Below are 13,568 nucleotides of genomic sequence, written 5' to 3' on the forward strand. Positions count from 1 at the left end.
CCTCAGCGGGTGCTTCGGTTCCAGAACACCCGCGCCAGCCACGCATCGACACTCAACTTGCCAGCCCCGGCGAACACCAGTGGCAGTAGCGCCGCCAGGTAAATTGCCGGCAGCTTGAAGTTGCCGAAGCCTTTGTTAGTGATCGCATACCCCTGCGCCAGCTCGCTCAGTGACGACCAGTCCGCGGGCCAGTGCACGGCGGCGGTCGCGACGACGGTGACCACGATCAGCGAAACCGCCGAAATTCGCGTGCCGAAGCCAAGCAGAATCGCCAGTGCGCAGATCAGTTCGGCCCACATCGACAGTTCCCAGTTCAACGTTGCCGGCAGTTGGTCGAAGGGGAAGGGGAATCGCTCCTGAATGTCTTCGAACCAGTTCTGCCCGTTGAATTTTTCCAGCCCGGACTCGAAGAATTCCCAGGCGATGAACAGGCGCAGCGTCATAGGGGCGAGCCAGGTGCCGGCGCGGTCGAGGTTCAGGTGCAGGGTTTTGACGGCGGTTGAAAGGGTGGCGGTCATGATGCAGCTCCGGTGAGTTGAGTGAAATCGACCGGGGTATTTCAGCGTTGGGGTGTATCGGGGATGTGTCGGCGGGGTGGGGGATTGTGCTTTTGGTGTGTCTGCGGCTTCGGGGTATACAGAGCGATACAGTCAAAGGCCCCTCACCCTAACCCTCCCGAAACGTCGGACCGCCCAGAGGGAGAGGGGACTGACCGTGGGATATTGAAGAGGTACGCTGACGTGAACCTGTTTTGTTGAATCCATAATCGACTGGATTTTTCAGGTCGATGGATGACGTAAGACACCTCGGTCAGCTCCCTCTCCCTCCGGGAGAGGGCTGGGGTGAGGGTGACAAGGCTGGACGCGCCCCCAAAGCCCAGTCAGCATGACCAAAAAAACGGACCACCCCCATGCGACGACTTCCCTCCCTGGCCGCCCTGCGCACCTTCGAATGCGCCGCCCGCCACGCGCATTTCGGCCGTGCAGCCGCCGAACTGTGCGTCACCGACAGCGCCGTCAGCCATCAGATCCGCCAGCTCGAAGAGCAACTCGGCGTCTCACTGTTCATCCGCGAAGGCCGACAAATCCGCCCGACCATCGCCGCCGGCCGCTTGATGCAAAGCCTGCAACAAGCCTTCGAACTGATCGGCGATGCTTGCGATGAGCTGCGAGATCCATCCTCGCTGGCCGTGCTCAGACTGGCCGTCACTGCCGAACTCGCGCAGAAGTGGCTGATGAGTCGTCTCACCGATTTCTACGCGCGCTATCCGCACATCACCCTGCACCTCTACGAACAACCAATCGATGCCACGGCGCCCGGCGAAGACATCGACCTGGCGATCACCTACGGCACCGGCCCGGTGGACAGCAGTGCTTACTTCGTTCGGCCGCTACCAGCCTTGCAGTTCTTCCCGGTGTGCAGCCCCGGCCTGTTCAACCAAGGCACTTTGAAAACCCCGAAGGATCTGGCTCGCCACTGCCTGCTGCACGACGATCAGGACGGCAAGACCTGGACCGCTTGGCTGACCAGCCACGCCGGCGATCTACGCCCGCAGCGTCAGTTGTATTTCGCCCACGCCGGGTTGGCGCTGGAAGCGGCGGCGCAAGGGCAGGGCGTGGCCATGGGCGACAACCTCACGGCGCAGGAAGATCTGCAAAGTGGTCGACTGGTGCGTCCCTTCGCATCGAGCATGACCGCGCTCGGCCAATATGCGTTGGTCTGCGAGCGGCTGCGGCTGGAGCGTCCGGCGGTGGCGCAGATGCTCGAATGGTTCAACGATCAACTGGTCGATTGATGAGTTGAATTCAACTATTCCGTAATAATCATCGTTGGCGGGCGCAGTGCGCGCGCCCTTAGCCTGTGGTCATTCCAATCCCATCGCGAAGACGAGGTTTGACCATGGCACGTTTGCTCGACTCCACCCCGAAACACGACGGTTTTCGTCTGCCCGGCGAATTCGAAGCCAAATCCGGCTGCTGGCTGGGCTGGCCGGAGCGCACCGACGTCTGGCGCAACGGCGCAAAACCGGCGCAGAAAGTCTGGGTGCAAATCGTCACCGCGATCTCCCACAGTGAACCGGTCACTGTCTGTGCCTCCGCCGCGCAATTCGCCACGGCGCGTCGGCAGTTGCCACCGCAGGTGCGCGTGGTCGAGATGACCTGCAATGACACTTGGTTTCGCGACAGCGGCCCGTGCTTTGTGGTCAACGACCAGAGCGGTGAAGTGCGCGGCGTCGACTTCGAGTTCAACGCCTATGGCGGCCTCGACGGCGGCCTCTATTACCCGTGGGACAAGGACGATCAGATCGCCAGCAAAATCCTCGAGATCGAGCGTTTCGACCGCTACCGCGCGCCATTGATTGCCGAACTGGGCGGCATCCAGAGCGATGGCCAGGGCAGCATCCTCACCACCGAACAATGCCTGCTCAACCGCAATCGCAACCAGCATCTGGGCAAGGACGAAGTCACCCGACGCCTGACCGATTACCTCGGTGCCGAGCAAGTGATCTGGCTGCCACGCGGCTGCAAGTTCGACGAAACCGATGGCCATGTCGATGACCTCGCCTGTTTCGTCCGTCCCGGCGAAGTGGTGCTGCAATGGACCGATAACCGCGACGATCCGCAGTGGGAAATCTACCAAGAGGCCTTCGACATCCTTCGCAGCACCCGCGACAGCCGTGGTCGTGAGCTGATCGTGCACAAATTGCCGCAACCGGATGTGCTCGAGTGGACCGCCGAAGAAGCCGAAGGCCTTGATCAGCAGGACAGCACTCACACCCGTCAGGCCGGCACGAAAATCTGCGCGTCGTACATCAACTACTACGCCGGCAACAGCTCGATCGTGGTGCCGCTGTTCGGTGATCGTAACGACAAGGTTGCCATGGCGACGCTGGCCGAACTGTTCCCGCAGCACAAGATCGTCGGCATCGAAAACTCCCGGGAAATCCTCCTTGGCGGCGGCAACGTTGCGTGCATCACCATGCCGCAATACGCCGGCAAAGGAGTCTAATCATGGGCCTGCACAAACTGACTCAAGCGTTATTGCTGGTGCTTGCACCCCTATGTGTGCAGGCCGCTGACTCCGCCAAACCGGTGGTTAATCTGTACATCTGGGGCGAGTATCTGGCGCCGGATACGCTGAAGAATTTCGAGGCGAAGACCGGTATTCATGTGGTCGCCGATCACTTCGATTCGCTGGAAACCGTCGAGACCAAATTGCTCACCGGGCGCAGCGGCTACGACCTCGTGTTGACCGCCGGGCAGCATCTGTCGCGGGCCATCGAAAGCGGCGCGATCCAGCCGCTGGACAAGGCCCGGGTGCCGCACTTTGCCGGGGTTGGCGAGGAGTTTCGCCAGCACATGGCGGTGTTCGATCCGGGCAATCGCTATGCCGGGATTTACGCCTGGGGCACCACCGGTGTGGGCTATCAGGAACAGGCGATCAAGCAGCGTTTGCCCGATGCACCGACGGACAGTTGGGCGATGTTGTTCGATCCGGCAGTGGTTTCGAAATTCGCTGACTGCGGGGTGAGTCTGCTCAACGATCCCAACGAGGTATTTGCCGCCGTCATGAAGTACATGGGGCTGGACATCAACCGGCAGAACCTCGATGACTTGAAGCTCGCCGAGCAGCAACTGGCGAAGATCCGGCCGTACATTCGTTACTTCGATAACGACTTGAACATCAGCGATCTGGCCAACGGCAACACCTGTGTGGCGATGTCGTGGAATGGCAATGTGGCGATCGCGGCGGGGCAGGCTGAGGCGGCGAAGAAACCGTTCACGCTGAGTTACCGGATTCCGAAGGAGGGTACGTTGATCTGGTTCGATGCCATGGTCGTGCCCAAGGACGCGCCGCATCCGCAGGCCGGGTTGGCGCTGATGGATTATCTGATGACGCTGGAGGTGATTGCGCCGATCACTGACACCATTCATTACGCCAACGCTATTACGGCGGCGGATGGTTTGGTCGAGGCAGCGATTCGCAATGATCCGGGGACGTATCCGTCGGCCGATGTCAGGGCCACGCTGTACAGCAAAAATGATAATGGCAAGGCGTTCAATCGGGCGCTGGTCCGGGCGTTCAGTCGGTTGAAGTCCGGGCTGTGAAAAGCTGACCCTCACCCCAGCCCTCTCCCAGAGGGAGAGGGGGCCGACCGAGGTGTCTTGCGTTATACATCGACCTGAAAGACCGAGTCGATTACGGACTCATCCATCGAGTCTTGGCGATCACGGATTCACAGGCGCTATTTCAAGTCGGCGTAAATCCCCAATCTCCCCCAATCAGTCCCCTCTCCCTCTGGGAGAGGGCTAGGGTGAGGGCAGCGGTTTCGGCACCCGCCACAAATACCAAGCCGCCACCGTCCGATACGGGCTCCACGCCAAACCAATCTCAACCATCTGCCTGCGCGTAGGCTGCACCTCCAACCCCTTCAAGCGCCGATAACCCTCACGCACACCAAAGTCATCCGCCGGCAAAATATCCATGCGTTCCAGGCTGTAAATCAGCAACATCTCCACCGTCCAGCGACCGACCCCGCGCAAACTGACCAAACGTTCGATCAGTGCCTCGTCATCCATCGCCAACGCCGTGGCGTAATCCGGCACCACGCCATCCAGCGTCGCCTGAGCAATCCCCTGAATCGTCGCAATCTTGCTCGCCGAAAACCCGCAACCGCGCATGCGATCAAACTCCGTCGCCAGAATCTGCTCGGGACGAGGAAACGTCTGACCGGGAAACAATCCCAACAGGCGCCCGACAATCGCATCCCCGGCCTTGGCATGCAGCTGCTGATAAGCAATCGCCCGCACCAATGACTCGTACGGATCACGCGCCGGATGCGGCTGATGCAGGCACGGGCCGACCGCTGCAACATGGCGCTGCCAGTCCGGATCAAGCGCGGCCAGAAACACGCTGGCCGCTTGATAGTCGTCAGCCATTTATTTCAGCAAGCCGTTGACTTCGCCGTAGGTGAACGCCTTGAGGTCATGGCTGTCGAGTTTGCCGCTGGCCAGAAAGCTTTTCACCAGCCCGCCCATCGCGCCATAGAGGAATTCGGCAATGCCGGAGCCGGCGCTCAAGCGGCGTACGCCCAGTGCTTGCAGTTCTTCGGGCGAAGGCAGGCAAGCGAAACCAAGCACGTTGACTGGCAGCGCAGAGCCTTTGCAGATGGCCTCGATTTCATAGGCCGACGTCACGCCCGCCGCGAACAACCCATCCGCTCCGGCCGCTTGATATAGCGCCGCGCGGTGCAGAGTTTCGGCGACGCGATCTTCGGCCGGCACAAGGCTTTTCAGATAAACGTCAGTGCGCGCATTGATGAACAGCTGCACCTCGCGCTTGTTGGCCACCTGACGTGCCACTTCGATCTTGCGCACCAGCACCTCCGGATCCGCAGAACCATCCTCGATATTGATGCCAACAGCACCCGCCGCAATCACCGCATCCAACACTTCCGCCACGCGTCCGAGGTCATCGGAGTAACCGGCTTCAACGTCCACAGTCAACGGCACGCTGATCACCCGGGCGATCGATTCCACGGTCGATACCAGCCGTTCGAGCGGCAGAGCGTTGCCGTCCGGATAACCGTGGGCCCAGGCCACCGCCGCACTGCTGGTGGCCACGGCTTTACCGCCCAGGTGCTCGACCAGTCGCGCACCGGTGGCGTCGCCGACATTGGTCAGCATTAACAGGCCTTGCTGGTGCAACTGGTGAAACTGCGTAGCGAGCGCGTTCATCAAAAATCCTTCTTGTCAGTTGATTCGATTCGTCAGAATGCCAGTTGTTGGGTGAGCTGCACGGCGGCGTTTTCCAGTCGCAGCAGAAACGCTTTGCGCGGCTGCCCACCACCATAGCCGGTCAGCGAGCCATCCGCGCCGATCACGCGATGACAAGGCACCACAATCGACAGCCGATTGTGCCCGTTGGCCAGGCCGACCGCGCGACTGGCGCCGGGTTTGCCCAAACCGGCGGCGATGGCGCCGTAGGTGCTGGTGTGGCCGTAAGGGATTTGCAGCAGCGCCGACCAGACCTGCCGGGCGAACTCGCTGCCGGGCAGGTGCAATGGCACGGTAAAGGTATTCAGCTGGCCGGCGAAATACTGCGCCAGTTGCGCCTCGATCTGCTGCAAATGCGCGTTGTGCCCCGGCGCCACCGCGTAACCGTAGCGGTTCTGCAATTCCTCGACTTCGCGGGTCAGTGCCGGGCGATCAAGAAATTCCAGCAACACCAGGCCGCGGCGTTCGGCCATGGCGATCATCGGCCCCAGCGGCGTGGTCAACCGGGTGAACAGCAGCGGCTCGCTGTGTCCGGCGCGGCCCGGGGTGATGTGGAAGGACTTCTGGAAGGCATCGCGAAAACCGCTGAGCGATTCGTAGCCTGAATCAAACGCAGCATGATCAATCGAGATGCCTTGCTTGATCCCGCCCAGCGCCACGCCCAAGCGGCGCGTACGCAGCCACGCATGGAAGGTCATGCCGAAATGCTGCTTGAACCAGCGCCGCAGCTTCAGCGGCTCGATGCCTTCAGCGAGCAATTGTGCGTCGCTCCAGCGCACCTCCGGATCGGCGTCCACGGCGTTGAGCAGCCGTTGCACCCAGTCCGGGGCGATGGCTGCGGCATCCAGTGGTTTGCAGCGCAGGCAGGCGCGATAGCCCGCCGACAGGCAGTCGTCGGCGTGGGCGAAGAACTCGACGTTCTCCGGTTTCGGTTTGCGCGCCGTGCAACTGGGGCGGCAGAAGATCCCGGTGGTTTTCACGGCCGTGAAGAACACGCCCTCGTAGGCAGTGTCGCGTTCGAGCATGGCGCGAACCATTTCGGCGTGGGGCGGCAGGACAGCGGTTTGTATGTTCATGGTTCGAGAGTAAAACCAGATACTCGATGGCTCCACCGAAAAATCGACAGTGAATTTTCAAATCCCCTGAACTACCGTGTAGGAGCTGCCGCAGGCTGCGATCTTGATCGTTCCCACGCTCTGCGTGGGAATGCAGCCCGGGACGCTCCGCGTCCCAAAATCCCAGATCGCCGCTATCGGCAGCTCCTACCGTTTGTTGAGGTGTGCCCGATGCATCCGTTTTCCATCCAACACATTGATCACATCGTCTTGCGCGTCGCCGACCTGCAACGCAGCATCGACTTCTACGGCCAGGTGTTCGGCGCCGAAGTGGTCAAGCGCAACGAACCGTTGGGCCTGATACACCTGCGCGCCGGCACCTCGATGATCGACCTCGTCGACCTGCAAGGCGAACTCGGCCGCAAGGGCGGCGGGGCGGCCGGCAGCGAGCGGCGTAACGTCGATCACTTCTGCCTGCGCATCGAGCCGTTCGACGAAGAAGTACTGCGCGCGCACTTGCAATCCTTCGGCTTGAGCGTGGCCAAAGCCGAGTCACGCTTCGGCGCCGAGGGCAAAGGGCTGTCGCTGTACTGCTTCGACCCGGACGGCAATCAGGTCGAGCTCAAAGGCCCGTCCGAGGCTTAAGCGCGTTTGGCCAGCAACAGCACCGAAGCCGCTGCCGACAGCAGGCCTGCGCAGCAACGATTGAAGATCCGTTTGCCGCGCGGCTCGGCGAACCAGCGGCGCATGTGCAGGCCCATCCACGCGTAGGCGCTGATGGCGATCCACTCCAATAAAAGGAACAGCACGCCGAGTACGGCGAATTGCGCCGCCACCGGGCGCGCCGGGTCGACGAATTGCGGCAGAAACGCGGTGAACAGCAAAATCGCCTTCGGATTGCCCGCCGCAACCAGAAACTCCTGTCGTGCTAAAGCAAAGAAGCCAACGGTCCCGCCTGTTACTTGCTGCTCGGCCTCGGGATTGGCCCGCCACAACTGCCAGGCCAGGTACAACAGATACGCCGCGCCGACGATCTTGATCGCATGGAACAACCATTCCGAAGTCTGCAACACCACTGAGAGACCGGCACCGGCCAGTGCGATCATCCCGGCGAACGCCAGAATCCGCCCGATACCCGCCGTGCAGGCACGGCGAAAGCCATAACGCGTGGCGTTGCTGACCGACAGCAGATTGTTTGGCCCGGGGGCCATGTTCAGGGCGAAGCAGGCCGGAAGAAACAGGATGAGCGTGGCGAGATCCATGACGGCACTCCAGAAACGAGAGCGATATTTTTAGCACAGCCTCCGGGCGCTCAGACCCATACAGTCACGCGGCGCTGTCGCGGTACAGCGCCCGGCGCCGTTGGGCAACGCGGTCGAACTTTTTGCAGATGCCTTCACTCTGAAAGACTCAGAGGGTGATAGTTTCGGCAGAAATATCTATCCGGCCGGTCAGAAACCGCGATAGCCGTGTAAAATTTCGCCGACGTTGCATTCACCCCGTTTGGCCCCCGGCGGCCCCACCAAGAGCGATCTACATGCAAGCAAAGGCCCGTGAAGTTTATGTGCCACCGGTGCTGCAAGATCTGCGAGCCGGCACTGCCGAACTGCACATCGCACTGGAAAAACGCCTTCCTTTTTTCTCCGATACCCTCGATACCCAGGCTTTTGTGCGGTTGATGCAGGCTTATTACGGCTTCTATCTGCCGCTGGAAAACGCCTTGCTCCGCAGTGATGCAATTCCAGCCGATTTTGATCTGACGCCTCGACTCAAAGCGCCAACCTTGCGCACTGATCTGCACGCGCTGGGCGTATCTGCCGAAGCGCTGCAAAACCTGCCGCAGTGCGAGCAGTTGCCGGGCATCGACTCAAGCGCTGCCTGCCTTGGCGTGCTCTACGTCCTCGAGGGGGCGACGCTCGGCGGGCAGATTCTGCGCCGGGAAATCTCGACGCGGTTAGGCCTGGAAGCCGATAACGGCGCGGCCTTTCTCGATATCTACGGCGCCGCCACGGGCCGGCGCTGGCGTGACTTTATCGAATACCTCGGCAGTCGGCCAATGAGCGCCGCCGAGCGCGGCGCTGTCGTCACCGCCGCACAAACCACATTCAGCTGTTTCGAGCGCTGGCTCGAAAGCCGGGAGGTACTGGCATGAACCCGCAAGACAAAGAAGCCTTTGAAGAACTGCTGGCCAACTGTGCCGACGAGCCGATTCGTTTCCCCGGTGCGATCCAGCCCCACGGCTTGCTGTTGACCCTGAGCGAGCCTGCATTGGCGATCATTCAGGTCAGCGCCAACGTCGAAAGCCTGCTGGCCCGGGTGCCGCAAAGCCTGATCGGCCAGCCACTGGAAAGCCTGATCGGCGACGCCGAAGCGGCGCAAGTGCGCGAAGCTTTACTGCAACCGTCGCTGTCCGATGTGCAGCCGCTGCGCTTCAGGCTCAACGGCACGGCATTCGAGGGTTTGCTGCACCGCCATCAAGGTGTGCTGATTCTGGAGCTGGAAATCCACGTGGAAAATTTCCAGCCGCGCAATATCGCCGGCAATCAAACGCATCTGGGGCGCATGCTCCAGCGTCTGCAAGGGGCCACCACGTTGCAGGCGCTGTATGACATCAGCGTCAAGGAAATTCAGGCCATGACCGGTTACGACCGGGTGTTGATCTATCGTTTTGAGGAGGAGGGCCACGGTCAGGTGATCGCCGAAGCCTCCGACCCGTCGATGGAAGTGTTCAATGGCCTGTTTTTCCCGGCGTCGGACATTCCCGAACAGGCGCGCGAGCTGTATCGCACCAACTGGCTGCGGATCATCCCCAATGCCGACTACCAACCGGTGCCGCTGGTGCCGAAGTTGCGCCCGGACACGAACACGCCGCTGGACCTGAGTTTTGCCACCCTGCGCAGTGTGTCGCCGATCCACTGCCAGTACATGAAAAACATGGGCGTGTTGTCGTCGATGAGCATTTCCCTGCTCAAGGGTGACAAGCTTTGGGGCCTTATCAGCTGCGGCAATCGTCAGCCACTGCACGTGCCGCACGAATTGCGTGCGGCGTGTCAGACCATCGGCCAGGTACTGTCGCTGCAGATCAGCGCCATGGAAGCGCTGGAGATTAGCCGTCAGCGCGAAGAAAAAGTCGAAGCGTTGGCGCTGCTCAATCAAGCGATGATCGACTCGCCGCAGAATGTCTTCGACGGCTTGGCCAATCAGCCGCAGACGTTGATGGCGCTGACCAATGCCGGCGGCATCGCGATCATCGAAGACAAACAACTGCACCGTTACGGCAACTGCCCGGAACCGGAAGACATTCGCGCCTTGCACAAGTGGCTGCAGGACAGCGGCGAGCCAGTGTTTGCCAGTCATCACCTGTCCAGCGTCTACCCGCCGGCCGCGCAGTATCAGCAGGTGGCCAGCGGCGTGCTCGCCATGAGCCTGCCGAAACCGGTGGACAACGGCGTGTTCTGGTTCCGCCCCGAGGTCAAGGAAAACATCAATTGGAGCGGCGACCCGCGCAAGCCGCTGGACCTGGAAAACTCCGACGCCGGCCTGCGTTTGCGCCCGCGCACTTCGTTCGAAATCTGGAAGGTCGAGATGGCCGGAATCTCCACCAAGTGGAGCCACGGTGATCTGTTTGCCGCCAACGATCTGCGCCGTTCGGCGCTGGAAAACGATCTGGCCCGGCAAGTGCGCCGCGAGCAGGAGGCGGTGCGCGCCCGCGATGAGCTGGTGGCGGTGGTGTCGCACGATCTGCGTAACCCGATGACCGTGATCTCGATGCTCTGCGGCATGATGCAGAAGGCTTTCAGCTCCGACGGCCCGCACACTTCGCGCAGGATCTCCACGGCGATCGACACCATGCAGCAGGCCGCCGGGCGCATGAACACGCTGTTGGAGGACTTGCTCGATACCTCGAAAATCGATGCCGGGCGCTACTCCATCACCCCGCAGAAACTCGATGTCGGGCAGATGTTCGAGGAGGCGCAGGCGTTGCTCGCGCCGCTGGCGCTGGACAAGGACATCAGCATTTCTTTCGCCGCTGACCCCGATCTGCGCATCCACGCTGACCCCGAGCGGCTGTTTCAGGTGCTGTCCAATCTGGTCGGCAACGCGATCAAGTTCACCCCGCGCCTGGGCACGGTGGGCGTGCATGCCACGTCGGTCGGCGATGATATCGTTTTCACCGTGCGCGACAGCGGCGAGGGCATTCCCAAGGAACATCTGCCGCACGTCTTTGACCGTTACTGGACGGTGAAAGAGGGCAATCCGACCGGCACCGGTCTGGGCTTGTACATCACCCAAGGCATCGTCGAAGCTCATGGCGGGCGGATCTTCGCCGAGAGCGAACCGGGGCAGGGCAGCGAGTTCCGCTTCACCGTGCCGCGTTTGGACTGAACACAGCTTTTATGTGGGAGCGAGCGTGCTCGCGAATGGGGTCGTCCTGGCAATGCAGTGATGAATGACCCACCGCTTTCGTCGGAACGCCGCCCGGAGCAGGCTCGTTCCCACAGGGGATTTGTGTCGTTTGATCGTTCCCACGCTCTGCGTGGGAATGCCTCAACGGACGCTCTGCGTTCGGCTCTGGAAGGGACGCGGAGCCTCCCGGGCTACATTCCCACGCAGAGCGTGGGAACGATCAGGATCACAGGGGCATTTTCTTCAATACCGAAGACCGGGTGCTCGCTACCGTGAGCACCTTGTTCCTCGATTTGAAGCAGGTGTGCGATGAGTCTGATTGTTTCCATGGCGGCGTTTGCGCTGGCGGCGTCCATCACGCCGGGGCCGGTGAACATTGTCGCGTTGAGTTCCGGGGCGCAGTTCGGTTTTCGCGCCAGTCAGCGGCATGTTGCCGGAGCGACGCTGGGGTTTGTGCTGTTGCTGGTGTTGATGGGCCTGGGTCTGCACGAGGTGCTGAAACTCTGGCCATTCATGACCCGTGTGGTGCAACTGGCCGGCGTGGCGTTTCTGCTGTTCATGGCGTGGAAACTGGCCATGGATGACGGGCAGTTGAATGCCGGTGAGTCAGGGCGGGCGCCATCGATGCTGTATGGCGCCGTGATGCAATGGCTCAACCCGAAAGCCTGGCTGGCTTGCGTCGCGGGTATGGGCGCGTTTGTCGCCGATGGCGAGGCGCGGCTGGTGTGGCAGTTTGCAGCGGTGTATCTGGTGATCTGTTATCTGTCGGTCGGCTGCTGGGCGTATGCCGGGACGTTTTTGCGTGGGTATTTGAGCAATGCGGTAGGGATGCGCTGGTTCAATCGGGTGATGGCGGGGTTGTTGGCACTCAGTGCAATTTACTTGTTGTTCACTTGACCCTGTGGGAGCGAGCTTGCTCGCGAAAGCGGTGTGTCAGTTAATGGATGTGCTGACTGTTCCACCGCATTCGCGAGCAAGCTCGCTCCCACATTGATTGGGCGTCACTGCCGCAGATTAGTTGAACGGCTGCTGAAAGGCACCGCCCTCAATGTGATAAACCTTCGGCTCCTCGGAAAAATAGTTCTCCAGACCCAGCATGAACAACCGATGGTCCTCACTCGCTTCAAACCCCGGCGTGTGATCCTCAAGCGATTGCCAGCGCACGATCAGATTGAACACCTCCGGCGTTTCGATTCCTGGCGCGAGCATGTGGCCGCCGTAACCCTGCGCGCGCATGAGCAGTGGCTCGACCTCGGTAAACGCACGCCGAAACGCTTCAGTTTGTTCTTTGTGAACGGGTAGCAGAGCGATCTCGTAAACCATGATGTTCTCCTCGGGACTGAATTCAGCGATTGGCGAGTTCGGGCGACGGCGCGACGGCAATCGCGATCTTCCCTTGAACGCCGTTGTTGGGCGTCTCCAGCCGGGTGTGGGCGAGGCCGATGTCGGCCAGCGCATAGACTGCGCCAACGTGTGGGCGCAACTGCCCGTTCGCAATCAACGCACTCAACTCGTCGAGCTTGCCGCGATTCTGTCGGGTGAAAACGAAGTGGTAACTGGCGTTCTTGCCCCAGGCTTGAATCAGGTTCTGTGGCTGGGCAAGGTCTACGATCGATACCACGCGGCCAAGCTGTGCGAGGGCGTCGGGGCTGCGCGTCAAGGTGTTGCCGCCGATGGTGTCGAAGACGACGTCGACGCCGCGGCCATCGGTTTCCCGCAGGATCGCTTCGACGTAATCTTCCTTTTCGTAATCGATCAGCACATCGGCGCCCATCTGCCTGGCGAACTCGAAGTTGCCTTCACGCACGGTGGTGAACACCTTCGCGCCGATGGCTTTGGCCAGTTGAATTGCGACATGACCGACACCGCCCGCACCGCCATGAATCAGAATGTTCTCACCGACTCTGAGCGCCGCCCGCACGACCAGCGCTTCCCACGCCGTTCCGCCAACCAGGCTCAGGCTTGCCGCTTCAAGGTGGCTCAACGTGGCAGGCTTTTTCCCGACAATGCTTTCGGCCGCCACGTGGTACTCGGCGTAACTGCCCGGACCGTCGAATATTTGCGGGGTGTACCAGACTTCTTCACCCGGCACGAACGCCGTCACCCCCGGGCCGACCGCTTCGACAACGCCAGAGACGTCGTGCCCGGTGATGGCGGGGAGGGGCACCAGATCGGCATAGTCGCCACGGCGCACCTGATAATCCAGCGGGTTGATGGAGGTCGCGTGCACCCGTACCAGTACTTCTCCGGCTTGTGGCTCTGGTTTGGGCACGTCGCACAGTTCGAACGATTGCGCGCCGCCAAATGATGTAAGGATCATCGCTTTCAT

Annotated in this window: 14 protein-coding genes; 7 read left to right on the forward strand and 7 right to left on the reverse strand. The window is 61.2% G+C overall.

From position 1 onward, the window contains the following. Window positions 1-2 precede the first annotated feature (2 nt). Window positions 3-518, reverse strand: a complete 516-nt coding sequence (locus AC1DVF_RS03630; protein WP_099756533.1) for an HvfX family Cu-binding RiPP maturation protein — start codon at window positions 516-518, stop codon at window positions 3-5. A gap of 392 nt (window positions 519-910) precedes the next feature. On the opposite strand from AC1DVF_RS03630, the gene AC1DVF_RS03635 reads away from it, so the two are divergent. The 3 genes from AC1DVF_RS03635 to AC1DVF_RS03645 all read left to right on the forward strand — a co-directional run bounded on the left by AC1DVF_RS03635 (window position 911) and on the right by AC1DVF_RS03645 (window position 4,109). Continuing rightward, window positions 911-1,795 (forward strand): LysR substrate-binding domain-containing protein, encoded by an 885-nt coding sequence (locus AC1DVF_RS03635; RefSeq protein ID WP_460091262.1) that lies wholly within the window; start codon window positions 911-913, stop codon window positions 1,793-1,795. A gap of 104 nt (window positions 1,796-1,899) precedes the next feature. Further along, a complete protein-coding gene (gene aguA / locus AC1DVF_RS03640; protein WP_093442586.1) occupies window positions 1,900-3,009 on the forward strand; it encodes an agmatine deiminase in 1,110 nt (369 codons plus the stop codon). 2 nt (window positions 3,010-3,011) lie between these two features. Further along, on the forward strand, window positions 3,012-4,109 hold the full coding sequence (locus AC1DVF_RS03645; RefSeq protein ID WP_477782021.1) for an extracellular solute-binding protein: 1,098 nt from the start codon (window positions 3,012-3,014) through the stop codon (window positions 4,107-4,109). Window positions 4,110-4,310: 201 nt separating this feature from the next. Here the strand turns inward: AC1DVF_RS03645 and AC1DVF_RS03650 are convergent, their stop codons facing one another. Genes AC1DVF_RS03650 through AC1DVF_RS03660 form a run of 3 tightly spaced genes read right to left on the reverse strand, consistent with a single transcriptional unit; the run spans window position 4,311 to window position 6,853 of the window. Continuing rightward, a complete protein-coding gene (locus AC1DVF_RS03650; RefSeq protein WP_093442579.1) occupies window positions 4,311-4,940 on the reverse strand; it encodes a DNA-3-methyladenine glycosylase family protein in 630 nt (209 codons plus the stop codon). Continuing rightward, on the reverse strand, window positions 4,941-5,738 hold the full coding sequence (locus tag AC1DVF_RS03655) for an isocitrate lyase/PEP mutase family protein (protein ID WP_477782022.1): 798 nt from the start codon (window positions 5,736-5,738) through the stop codon (window positions 4,941-4,943). A 32-nt stretch (window positions 5,739-5,770) separates the two neighbouring features. Next, on the reverse strand, window positions 5,771-6,853 hold the full coding sequence (locus tag AC1DVF_RS03660; protein WP_460091255.1) for a bifunctional transcriptional activator/DNA repair enzyme AdaA: 1,083 nt from the start codon (window positions 6,851-6,853) through the stop codon (window positions 5,771-5,773). A gap of 210 nt (window positions 6,854-7,063) precedes the next feature. Between AC1DVF_RS03660 and AC1DVF_RS03665 the strand changes: the two genes are divergently transcribed. Beyond that, a complete protein-coding gene (locus tag AC1DVF_RS03665) occupies window positions 7,064-7,477 on the forward strand; it encodes a VOC family protein (RefSeq protein WP_099756528.1) in 414 nt (137 codons plus the stop codon). On the opposite strand, the gene AC1DVF_RS03670 is transcribed toward AC1DVF_RS03665, so the two are convergent. After that, complete coding sequence (locus AC1DVF_RS03670; protein ID WP_099756527.1) at window positions 7,474-8,094, reverse strand: LysE family translocator; 621 nt, start codon at window positions 8,092-8,094, stop codon at window positions 7,474-7,476. The genes AC1DVF_RS03665 and AC1DVF_RS03670 overlap by 4 nt on opposite strands. A 275-nt stretch (window positions 8,095-8,369) precedes the next feature. Between AC1DVF_RS03670 and AC1DVF_RS03675 the strand changes: the two genes are divergently transcribed. The 3 genes from AC1DVF_RS03675 to AC1DVF_RS03685 all read left to right on the forward strand — a co-directional run bounded on the left by AC1DVF_RS03675 (window position 8,370) and on the right by AC1DVF_RS03685 (window position 12,136). Further along, entirely contained in the window at window positions 8,370-8,984 is a 615-nt protein-coding gene (locus AC1DVF_RS03675) for a biliverdin-producing heme oxygenase (RefSeq protein ID WP_320336591.1), read from the forward strand. Continuing rightward, window positions 8,981-11,218: an ATP-binding protein gene (locus tag AC1DVF_RS03680; protein WP_477782023.1), complete on the forward strand. Its 2,238-nt coding sequence runs from the start codon at window positions 8,981-8,983 to the stop codon at window positions 11,216-11,218. The genes AC1DVF_RS03675 and AC1DVF_RS03680 overlap by 4 nt, the downstream gene beginning before the upstream one ends. Window positions 11,219-11,548: 330 nt before the next feature. Further along, a complete protein-coding gene (locus tag AC1DVF_RS03685) occupies window positions 11,549-12,136 on the forward strand; it encodes a LysE family translocator (protein ID WP_093442549.1) in 588 nt (195 codons plus the stop codon). A gap of 117 nt (window positions 12,137-12,253) precedes the next feature. Here AC1DVF_RS03685 and AC1DVF_RS03690 read toward each other — a convergent pair whose 3' ends face one another. Together AC1DVF_RS03690 and AC1DVF_RS03695 are read right to left on the reverse strand one after the other, a co-directional pair. Continuing rightward, complete coding sequence (locus AC1DVF_RS03690; RefSeq protein WP_460091247.1) at window positions 12,254-12,562, reverse strand: antibiotic biosynthesis monooxygenase family protein; 309 nt, start codon at window positions 12,560-12,562, stop codon at window positions 12,254-12,256. A gap of 22 nt (window positions 12,563-12,584) precedes the next feature. After that, window positions 12,585-13,568: a zinc-dependent alcohol dehydrogenase family protein gene (locus AC1DVF_RS03695; protein ID WP_460091245.1), complete on the reverse strand. Its 984-nt coding sequence runs from the start codon at window positions 13,566-13,568 to the stop codon at window positions 12,585-12,587.

The organism is Pseudomonas sp. P4_D7 (assembly GCF_056401755.1).

Bases quoted from the DNA above. Each gene is read 5' to 3' on its own strand.
- AC1DVF_RS03630 (WP_099756533.1), bottom strand. From the start codon at position 518: ATGACCGCCACCCTTTCAACCGCCGTCAAAACCCTGCACCTGAACCTC.
- AC1DVF_RS03635 (WP_460091262.1), top strand. From the start codon at position 911: ATGCGACGACTTCCCTCCCTGGCCGCCCTGCGCACCTTCGAATGCGCC.
- aguA (WP_093442586.1), top strand. From the start codon at position 1,900: ATGGCACGTTTGCTCGACTCCACCCCGAAACACGACGGTTTTCGTCTG.
- AC1DVF_RS03645 (WP_477782021.1), top strand. From the start codon at position 3,012: ATGGGCCTGCACAAACTGACTCAAGCGTTATTGCTGGTGCTTGCACCC.
- AC1DVF_RS03650 (WP_093442579.1), bottom strand. From the start codon at position 4,940: ATGGCTGACGACTATCAAGCGGCCAGCGTGTTTCTGGCCGCGCTTGAT.
- AC1DVF_RS03655 (WP_477782022.1), bottom strand. From the start codon at position 5,738: ATGAACGCGCTCGCTACGCAGTTTCACCAGTTGCACCAGCAAGGCCTG.
- AC1DVF_RS03660 (WP_460091255.1), bottom strand. From the start codon at position 6,853: ATGAACATACAAACCGCTGTCCTGCCGCCCCACGCCGAAATGGTTCGC.
- AC1DVF_RS03665 (WP_099756528.1), top strand. From the start codon at position 7,064: ATGCATCCGTTTTCCATCCAACACATTGATCACATCGTCTTGCGCGTC.
- AC1DVF_RS03670 (WP_099756527.1), bottom strand. From the start codon at position 8,094: ATGGATCTCGCCACGCTCATCCTGTTTCTTCCGGCCTGCTTCGCCCTG.
- AC1DVF_RS03675 (WP_320336591.1), top strand. From the start codon at position 8,370: ATGCAAGCAAAGGCCCGTGAAGTTTATGTGCCACCGGTGCTGCAAGAT.
- AC1DVF_RS03680 (WP_477782023.1), top strand. From the start codon at position 8,981: ATGAACCCGCAAGACAAAGAAGCCTTTGAAGAACTGCTGGCCAACTGT.
- AC1DVF_RS03685 (WP_093442549.1), top strand. From the start codon at position 11,549: ATGAGTCTGATTGTTTCCATGGCGGCGTTTGCGCTGGCGGCGTCCATC.
- AC1DVF_RS03690 (WP_460091247.1), bottom strand. From the start codon at position 12,562: ATGGTTTACGAGATCGCTCTGCTACCCGTTCACAAAGAACAAACTGAA.
- AC1DVF_RS03695 (WP_460091245.1), bottom strand. From the start codon at position 13,568: ATGAAAGCGATGATCCTTACATCATTTGGCGGCGCGCAATCGTTCGAA.